The 8,745-nt window shown below is 65.1% G+C and carries 8 protein-coding genes and 1 pseudogene; 6 read left to right on the forward strand and 3 right to left on the reverse strand.

Going from position 1 to position 8,745, the window contains the following annotated elements:
* A pseudogene (locus JNN06_RS15385) lies at positions 1 to 674 on the forward strand (hypothetical protein); the annotation flags it as partial.
* Positions 675 to 736: 62 nt separating this feature from the next.
* Here JNN06_RS15385 and JNN06_RS15390 read toward each other — a convergent pair.
* Positions 737 to 1,666: a calcium-binding protein gene (locus JNN06_RS15390; RefSeq protein ID WP_291240477.1), complete on the reverse strand. Its 930-nt coding sequence runs from the start codon at positions 1,664 to 1,666 to the stop codon at positions 737 to 739.
* Positions 1,667 to 2,045: 379 nt separating this feature from the next.
* On the opposite strand from JNN06_RS15390, the gene JNN06_RS15395 reads away from it, so the two are divergent.
* From JNN06_RS15395 to JNN06_RS15415, 5 genes are all read left to right on the forward strand, one after another.
* Entirely contained in the window at positions 2,046 to 2,975 is a 930-nt protein-coding gene (locus tag JNN06_RS15395) for a class I fructose-bisphosphate aldolase (protein WP_291240478.1), read from the forward strand.
* Positions 2,976 to 3,122: 147 nt separating this feature from the next.
* Positions 3,123 to 3,419, forward strand: coding sequence for a septum formation initiator family protein (locus tag JNN06_RS15400; protein ID WP_291240479.1), 297 nt, complete (start codon positions 3,123 to 3,125; stop codon positions 3,417 to 3,419).
* 193 nt (positions 3,420 to 3,612) lie between these two features.
* On the forward strand, positions 3,613 to 4,602 hold the full coding sequence (gene pdhA, locus JNN06_RS15405) for a pyruvate dehydrogenase (acetyl-transferring) E1 component subunit alpha (protein WP_291240480.1): 990 nt from the start codon (positions 3,613 to 3,615) through the stop codon (positions 4,600 to 4,602).
* 12 nt (positions 4,603 to 4,614) lie between these two features.
* Complete coding sequence (locus JNN06_RS15410; RefSeq protein WP_291240481.1) at positions 4,615 to 5,976, forward strand: pyruvate dehydrogenase complex E1 component subunit beta; 1,362 nt, start codon at positions 4,615 to 4,617, stop codon at positions 5,974 to 5,976.
* A 10-nt stretch (positions 5,977 to 5,986) separates the two neighbouring features.
* A complete protein-coding gene (locus tag JNN06_RS15415) occupies positions 5,987 to 7,288 on the forward strand; it encodes a pyruvate dehydrogenase complex dihydrolipoamide acetyltransferase (RefSeq protein WP_291240482.1) in 1,302 nt (433 codons plus the stop codon).
* Between the two features lie 82 nt (positions 7,289 to 7,370).
* Here JNN06_RS15415 and JNN06_RS15420 read toward each other — a convergent pair whose 3' ends face one another.
* The gene (locus tag JNN06_RS15420) at positions 7,371 to 8,126 is read right to left on the reverse strand and encodes a CDP-alcohol phosphatidyltransferase family protein (protein ID WP_291240483.1); all 756 of its coding nucleotides are present in this window, start codon (positions 8,124 to 8,126) and stop codon (positions 7,371 to 7,373) included.
* Positions 8,127 to 8,128: 2 nt separating this feature from the next.
* The coding region (locus JNN06_RS15425; protein WP_291240484.1) for a phosphatidate cytidylyltransferase at positions 8,129 to 8,745 on the reverse strand (617 nt) is incomplete at its 5' end.

Here is an 8,745-nt window from a genome sequence, read left to right on the forward strand (position 1 = left end):
CGATGGTGAAACTGGGCTCGGATGTGCTGATCCGCACCCGCGACACCGGCGGCAATATTCAGGAAGTGCTGGTGAAGAATGTGACCCTGCGCCAGTTGACGCAGGACAATGTGCAGATCATCCCCTCGCCCTTCGCCACCGATGACGGGGGCGACCAGGGCCCCGGTGCCGCCACGGTGCGCGGGATCGAGTGGTTCGGCACGGCGGCGGATGAGACGCAGGCGGGCGGCGCGGGCTGGGATTTCCTGGCAGGTGGCGCCGGAGATGACCGGCTGCTGGGCCTTGGCGGGCGCGATGTGCTGAACGGGCAGGCCGGGGCCGATACGCTGTTTGGCGGGCGCGGCGCGGATGAGCTTTACGTCTCGGGCGGCGATGTGCTGAGGGGCGGCGGCGGCGCGGATCGGTTCAAGATCCTGTCGCATGGCGACAGCTCGGACATCACCGATCCGGGCAGCGCGGTGATCCGCGATTTCGGCGCCGGAGATGTGATCGAGTTCATCGGCTTTGATCTGACCTTCGCTGCCGCCGATGCCGGGCTGGAAGACGGATTCCAGCTGCGCGAGGTGGCGCGGGGCGTGATGATGACGATGATCGACGGCGAGGGCGACCGGATGGATGTGCTGCTGCGCGGCGTCGATCTGGCCGATCTGACCGAGGATCGCTTCCTGTTCTAGGCCCAAGGGCAGACAGCAAAAAGCCCCGCAATGCGGGGCTTTTTCTTTGGCAAGCCAAAGGCTTACAGAACTTCGGCAAATTCCTGTGCGACGGTGCGCAGGCGGTTGGCCAGCTCGTCCAGATCGGTGATGCCACCGATGAAGATGCGGTCGGTGCCGCGCTCCAGCAGGATGCCGCCCTCCTGGGCGGTGGCAATCTCGTCCAGCAGGGCCAGACGCTCGGCCAGCGACACCTCGCCATCCTCCAGCGCGGCGCCCCAATATTCATCGCCCAGGACCAGCGTGTCATCGGTGGTGAAATCGCCGATCAGATCCGAGCCGTGATCGCCCCGGAACACGAAAGCATCCGCGCCCTCGCCGCCGCGCAGCCGGTCGCGGCCCGCGCCGCCCTCCAGCCGATCATCGCCCCGGCCGCCCAGCAGGTAATCGGCCCCGGAGCCGCCGCGCAGCGTATCGTCGAAATAGCCGCCCAACAGCTTGTCGCTGCCCGCGCCGCCATTCAGCACATCGCGGCCATCCTCGCCCAGCAGGGTGTCCCCGCCCGCGCCGCCATTCAGCGTGTCATTGCCGCCCCGCCCCACGAGCCGGTCATTGCCGCCCTGCCCTTCCAGCAGGTCGCGCAGACCGCCGCCGCGCAGCAGGTCATTGCCATTCAGCAGCGCGGCGAAAAAGCCGTCGCCATCCGTGGTCTTGATCAGATTGATCAGCTCGGTGCCGGTGAGGGACAGATTGCCCAGACGCATCACGGTGGCGCGGGTTGCCTCGCCATCCACCAGCATCTGACTTTGCAGGGCGATGCCGGTCACGGTGCCGGTGATCGCGCCGGTGGCGGCGTCATAGCTGTAATCGCCCTCCAGCACCATGCGCTTGCCGCCGACGCGCACGAAGACGGCGGAGGGATCGTTGGCGTTGATGTCTTCAAAGGCGGCCCCGTCGAAGCTGCCCAGGTTGACGCCGCTCCGGATCAAAGAGGTTGCGATAAGATTGGTCATGTTGCTCCTCAAACGCCCGGGCAGGCCGGGCGATACTCACGCACTGCAATTTGCATAAAACTTGAGGGCAATGCCGGGCGGCGGTCAAGGCTTGCGTGACAAGTGGCGGATTTGGCGGAGGGCGCCGCGGGTAATGCGGGCCGCGGGCGCGCATGGTTCGCGCTGGCGAAACAATGCCCGAGCGGCAGCCAGGGGCGGGGCCGAAGCGGGGCCGACCGATTCGCGCGCGCCGAGGATGACGCGGTTTCGTCAGGGCCGTCAGGCTGTTAGCGCAACCATGATTGCGCGGCGACCGGGCTGCGACTATCGCAGGGGGTGAAGGCCGGCGGGGGACCGCGACAGGCCCGGCGACCCGTGCGATCTTGAGAGGAGCTTTCCGATGCGCGCCACCAAGCAGGTGCAGAAAATCCTGAGCCATTACGAAGGCGAGAATGCCGGCGTGAAGGGCAACCTTTGCCGCATGCTGATGGAAGGCAAGCTGGGTGGCACCGGCAAGATGATCATTCTGCCGGTGGATCAGGGCTTTGAGCATGGCCCGGCCCGCAGCTTTGCGCCCAATCCGGCGGGCTATGACCCGCATTACCACTATCAACTGGCGATTGACGCAGGGCTTTCCGCCTATGCCGCGCCGCTGGGGCCGCTGGAAGCGGGCGCCGATACCTTTGCGGGCCAGATCCCGACGATCCTGAAGGTGAACAGCGCCAACAGCCTGATGTCGGACACGGCGGGCAAGAATCAGGCGATCACGGCGAGCGTCGATGATGCGCTGCGTCTGGGCTGCGCCGCCATCGGTTTCACCATCTATCCGGGGTCGGACATGGCTTTGGACATGTTCGAGGAAATCGTCGAGATGCGCAAAGAGGCCGCGGCCAAGGGCGTGGCGACGGTGATCTGGTCCTATCCGCGCGGCGAGGCGGTGACGAAGGATGGCGAGACCGCCATCGACGTGGCCGCCTATGCCGCCCATATCGCCGCCCTGCTGGGCGCGCATATCATCAAGATCAAGCTGTCGACCGACCATCTGATGCTGCCCGAGGCGAAGAAGGTCTATGAGAAAGAACAGATCGACGTGTCGGATATGGCGGCGCGGGTGAAGCATTGCGTGCAGTCGAGCTTCAATGGCCGCCGGATCATCGTGTTCTCGGGCGGGGCCTCGAAAGGCGCCGATGCGGTGTTCGACGATGCCCGCGCGATCCGCGATGGCGGCGGCAATGGCTCGATCATCGGTCGCAACAGCTTCCAGCGGTCGCGCGAGGATGCGCTGGCGATGCTGGCCAAGCTGGTCGACATCTACAAGGGCAAGGCCTGATCCCGGTGGCGGGGGGCGGCCTGCCCCCCGCCCCGTCTTTTGGCGCAAATCGCTGATCTCTCCGCTTTTTTCGGATTCACAAGCCGATTCGGCTGTGGCATAAAGGCAGGACACCCCCGGCAAGAGGGGCGACAGCTTGAGGCGCGCATGACCCCCCACCGCTTTTCGATTGGCAGCCTGATGATCTTCGCCGTGGCCGTGGGCCTTGGCGGATATTTCACCTTTGCCGCGGTGCAGGGCGATTACGGCGTCTTCCGCCGCGCGCAGATCCATGCCGAGGCCGAGGCGCTGACCGCCGAGCGTGACCGGCTGGCGGCCGAGCTTCTGGAGCTGCAAAACCGCACCCATCGCCTGTCGGATGCCTATCTGGATCTGGACCTGCTGGATGAGCAGGTGCGCGATGTGCTGGGCTATATCCGTGCCGATGAGGTGGTGATCCGCTGATCCGGCCTGCGTTTGGCTGGTGGAAACCGCCGGGGCGCTGCCCCGGACCCCGGGATATTTGGGCCAAGATGAAAGGCGGGCGGCGCATCCATGCCGCAGCGCGGCGAGAGATTTGCTTGCGCGGGGCCTTATTTTCCCGATAATGCAGAGATAGTTCAATGTTGAACCATTATCCGCATGGGAGGGGAGCCGCATGGCCACCAAGAAGGCGCCAGAGAGACCCAATGTCTCGAAAGAGGAATTGCTGGGCTATTACCGCGAGATGCTGCTGATCCGGCGTTTCGAGGAGAAGGCCGGGCAGCTTTACGGGATGGGGCTGATCGGCGGCTTCTGCCACCTGTATATCGGGCAGGAAGCGGTGGTTGTGGGCCTTGAGGCGGCGGCGAAAGAGGGCGACAAGCGCCTGACCTCCTACCGCGATCACGGGCATATGCTGGCTTGCGGCATGGACCCCAAGGGGGTGATGGCAGAGCTGACCGGGCGCGAGGGGGGCTACTCCAAGGGCAAGGGCGGCTCCATGCACATGTTCTCGCGCGAGAAGCATTTCTATGGCGGCCATGGCATCGTGGGCGCGCAGGTGCCGCTGGGCGCGGGCCTCGCCTTCTCCGACTGGTACAAGGGCAATGACAATGTGACCTTCACCTATTTCGGCGATGGCGCGGCAAACCAGGGTCAGGTTTACGAGACCTATAACATGGCCGAGCTGTGGGGCCTGCCGGTGATTTTCGTCATCGAGAACAACCAATATGCCATGGGCACCTCGATGAAGCGGGCGACCAAATCGACCACGCTTTACGGGCGCGGCACGGCTTATGGCATTCCGGGCGAGCAGGTGGACGGCATGGATGTGCTGGCGGTGAAGGAAGCCGCCGAGAAGGCCATCGCGCATTGCCGCGCGGGCAAGGGCCCGTATATCCTTGAGATGATGACCTATCGCTATCGCGGGCATTCGATGTCGGACCCGGCGAAATACCGCACCCGCGAGGAGGTCGAGAAGATCAAGACCGAAAAGGACTGCATCGAGCATGTGCGCGATCTGCTGACGCAGGGCGGGCTGGCCTCGGAGGAAGACCTGAAGGCGATCGACAAGGAGATCAAGGCCATCGTCAATGAGGCGGCCGAGTTCTCGAAGGAAAGCCCGGAACCGGCGCTGTCCGAGCTTTACACCGACATCTACGCCTGAGGGGGAAACGTCATGGCAACTCAAGTTCTTATGCCCGCGCTTTCTCCGACCATGGAGGAAGGCACCTTGGCCAAGTGGTTGGTCAAGGAGGGGGACACGGTGAAATCGGGTCAGATTCTGGCCGAGATCGAGACCGACAAGGCCACGATGGAATTCGAGGCGGTGGATGAAGGCATCATCGGCAAGCTGCTGGTGGCCGAGGGCACGGCGGGCGTGAAGGTGAACACGCCGATTGCGGTGCTGGTCGAGGAAGGCGAAAGCGCCGATGCGGCCCCTGCCCCTGTGGCGGCGGCGGCAGCGCCGGTTGCAGCGGCGGCTCCGGTTGCGGCGGTGGCCAAGGCGCCGGTGGCGGTGGTCTCCAAGGCCTCCTCCGACTGGGCCGAGGGCACGCCGATGAAGACCATGACCGTGCGGGAAGCCCTGCGCGAGGCCATGGCGGAGGAAATGCGCGGAAATGGCAATGTGTTCCTGATGGGCGAGGAAGTGGGCGAATATCAGGGCGCCTACAAGATCAGCCAGGGCCTGCTGGACGAGTTCGGCCCGAAGCGCGTGATCGACACGCCGATCACCGAGCATGGCTTTGCAGGCATCGCCGTGGGCGCGGCATGGGGTGGCTTGAACCCGATTGTGGAGTTCATGACCTTCAACTTTGCCATGCAGGCGATTGACCATATCGTCAACTCGGCGGCCAAGACCAATTACATGTCGGGCGGCCAGCTGGGCTGCCCCATCGTGTTTCGGGGCCCCAATGGCGCCGCCGCCCGCGTGGGCGCGCAGCACAGCCAGGATTACGCGGCCTGGTATGCGGCGCTGCCGGGCCTGAAGGTGGTGATGCCCTATTCGGCGGCGGATGCGAAGGGCTTGCTCAAGCAAGCGATCCGCGATCCGAACCCGGTGATCTTCCTTGAAAACGAGATCATGTATGGCAAATCCTTCGAGGTGCCGGACCTGCCCGATTTCACCATCCCCTTCGGGAAGGCGAAAATCTGGCGCGAGGGCACCGATGTGACCATCGTGAGCTTTGGCATCGGCATGACCTATGCCCTGGAGGCTGCCGACAAGCTGGCCGCCGAGGGGATCAGCGCCGAGGTGATCGACCTGCGCACGCTGCGCCCGCTGGATTACGACACGGTTCTGGCCTCGGTCATGAAGACCAACCGCTGCGTGACGGTGGAAGAGGGCTTCCCCGTCGGCTCCATCGGCAACCATCTGTCGGCGGTGATCATGGAACGCGCCTTCGATTACCTCGACGCGCCGGTGATCAACCTGTGCGGCAAGGATGTGCCGATGCCCTATGCGGCCAACCTTGAAAAGCTCGCGCTGGTGACGACCGCCGAAGTGGTCGAGGCCGTGAAATCCGTTTGCTATCGCTGAGGACAGAGACATGGCAATTCAAGTTTTGATGCCGGCGCTTTCCCCCACGATGGAGGAAGGCACCCTGGCCAAGTGGTTGGTCAAGGAAGGCGATGTGGTGAAATCCGGTCAGGTCATGGCCGAGATCGAGACCGACAAGGCCACGATGGAATTCGAGGCCGTGGATGAGGGCGTGATCGGGAAAATTCTGATCGCGGAAGGCAGCGCGGGCGTGAAGGTGAACACGCCCATCGCGGTGCTGCTGGAGGAAGGCGAGGACGCCTCTGCCGCCACCAGCGCACCGGCTGCGGCGCCTGCCGCGGCGGCCCCCGTGGCGACCGCCGCCCCGGCGGCGGCTGCGGTTGCAGCAGCACCGGCGGCTCCCGCCTCGGGCGGCGCGCGGGTCTTTGCCTCACCGCTGGCCCGTCGCATTGCGGCGGAAAAGGGGGTTGATCTGACGGCGGTGAAGGGCTCTGGCCCGCATGGCCGGATCGTGAAGGCCGATGTCGAGGGCGCGCAGGCCGCGCCCAAGGCGGCGGCTCCGGTCGCGGCGGCGGCGGCCCCCGTGGCGGCAGCGGCTCCGGCCCCGGCGGCAGCCCCTGCGGTTTCGGCGGATGCGGTGAAGAAACTTTATGCCGACCGCGAATACACCGAAATGCCGCTGGACGGCATGCGCCGCACCATCGCCGCGCGTCTGACCGAAGCGAAGCAAACCATCCCGCATTTCTATCTGCGCCGCGAAGTGCAGCTGGATACGCTGATGGCCTTCCGCGAGCAGCTGAACAAATCGCTGGAAGGGCGCGGCGTGAAGCTGTCGGTCAATGACTTCATCATCAAGGCCTGCGCGCTGGCCTTGCAGAAGGTGCCGGATTGCAACGCCGTCTGGGCGGGCGACCGGGTGCTGAAGATGAAGCCATCGGATGTGGCCGTGGCCGTGGCCATCGAGGGCGGGCTGTTCACGCCGGTTCTGAAGGATGCCGACAAGAAGTCGCTTTCGGCCCTGTCGGCCGAGATGAAGGATCTGGCAGGCCGCGCCAAATCGAAGAAGCTGGCCCCGCATGAATATCAGGGCGGCAGCTTTGCGATCTCCAACCTCGGGATGATGGGGGTGGAGAATTTCGACGCGGTGATCAACCCGCCGCATGGCTCAATCCTGGCCGTGGGCGCGGGCGTGAAGAAGCCGGTGGTGAACAAGGCGGGCGAGATCGTGGTCGCAACCATGATGTCGATGACGCTGTCGGTGGATCACCGGGTGATCGACGGCGCGTTGGGCGCGGAGTTCCTCAAGGCGGTGATCGAAGGTTTGGAAAACCCGATGATGATGCTGGCTTGAGGATTTGAGATGGAGGCCCCCGGCGGATACGCCGGGGGTTTCACCCCCGGACCCCCAGGATATTTGGATCAGGTTGAAGGGGTTAGCGAGCGTTCATCGCCTGCAACAGGCTATGGCTGCGGCGCAGGATGGTGCCGAGCGTGCCCAGGATGACAATCCACAGGGTGAGTGTCAGGAGGCCCATGGCAGTGCCCCAGGGCAGCAAGGCTGCGGCGAGGCAGCCTGCGGTGAGGGCGGCCATGCGATGCGGTTTCGCCATCGGGCCGCGGAAATCCGGCTTGAAGCCCTCGGCCCTTCCCAGTTCGCGGATATAGGCGGTGCCGATGGCCAGCGCGGCGGCGGCAAGGCCCAATGCGGGCTGGCCTGCGGCGAGGCCCGCGCCCCAGAGGAACAGAACATCGGCCACGCGGTCGGGCGCCTCGTTCCAGAAACTGCCGGTCGGGCTGGTTTTGCCGCCCTCCACCGCCACCATGCCATCCAGCAGATTGCAGATCAGGCGCGCCTGCATGGTGAGGGCCGCAAGGATCAGCGCCATGGCTTGCAGCGGGCCAGCGGTGGCGCCTGCGCCCCAGAGGAGCAGAAGGCCAAGCGCGCCGCAGGCCATGGAGGCCTGGCTGATCTGGTTGGGGGTGATGTCGCTTTCGGCCAGCCGCCGGGCGGCGGATTGGGCAAAGCGGCTGTTGCGGCTGCTGATCGGGCGGCGGTTTTCGGGGTCTGGGGCCGCAGGGCCTGGAGGGGCGCTTTGGGGTGCGGCCTCGGGCGCCGGGTCTGGGATGCGGGCTTTGGCCTCGGCCTCGGCGCTTTCCAGCTTGGTGAAGATGTCGCGCAGGTCACTCATGATCAGGCCCAGAAATAACGCACAAGGTGAAAGAAGATCGGCGCGGCGAAGACCACGCTGTCGAGCCGGTCCAGAAACCCGCCATGGCCCGCGATCAGGTGGCCCCAATCCTTCACGCCCTTGTCGCGCTTGATGGCCGACATGACAAGGCCGCCAAAGCTGCCCATCAGGGTGACGACCAGCGCGAGGCCCGCGGCCTGCGCCAGCGTGAAGGGGGTCATCCACCACAGGCTCGCGCCGATGGCGGAGGCCGACAGCACGCCACCGATCAGCCCTTCCCAGGTTTTCGAGGGCGACAGCTCGGGGGCGAGTTTGCGCCGCCCGATCAGCTTGCCCCAGACATATTGCAGCACATCCGACAGCTGCACCGTGAAGATGAGCCAGGCGATCAGGATGACATTGCGCCCCTCATAGCCGGGGATCTGGAGCGAGAGCAGCGCCGGCACATGGCTGACGCAATAGACGCAGATCATCAGCGCCCATTGGGTTTCGGCCACCCTCGCGAGGTAGCCCTTGGGGCTGCCGCGCAGGGCCGAGACCACGGGCATGAGGAGGAAGGCATAGACCGGCACCAGCACGGAATAAAGCCCATACCAATCGGTCGCGACCAGCCAATATT

It is taken from the genome of Gemmobacter sp. (genome assembly GCF_016792925.1).
Lineage (GTDB): Bacteria > Pseudomonadota > Alphaproteobacteria > Rhodobacterales > Rhodobacteraceae > Gemmobacter.

Coding starts and splice junctions, on each gene's coding strand:
- JNN06_RS15390 (WP_291240477.1), bottom strand. CDS start 1,666: ATGACCAATCTTATCGCAACCTCTTTGATCCGGAGCGGCGTCAACCTG.
- JNN06_RS15395 (WP_291240478.1), top strand. CDS start 2,046: ATGCGCGCCACCAAGCAGGTGCAGAAAATCCTGAGCCATTACGAAGGC.
- JNN06_RS15400 (WP_291240479.1), top strand. CDS start 3,123: ATGACCCCCCACCGCTTTTCGATTGGCAGCCTGATGATCTTCGCCGTG.
- pdhA (WP_291240480.1), top strand. CDS start 3,613: ATGGCCACCAAGAAGGCGCCAGAGAGACCCAATGTCTCGAAAGAGGAA.
- JNN06_RS15410 (WP_291240481.1), top strand. CDS start 4,615: ATGGCAACTCAAGTTCTTATGCCCGCGCTTTCTCCGACCATGGAGGAA.
- JNN06_RS15415 (WP_291240482.1), top strand. CDS start 5,987: ATGGCAATTCAAGTTTTGATGCCGGCGCTTTCCCCCACGATGGAGGAA.
- JNN06_RS15420 (WP_291240483.1), bottom strand. CDS start 8,126: ATGAGTGACCTGCGCGACATCTTCACCAAGCTGGAAAGCGCCGAGGCC.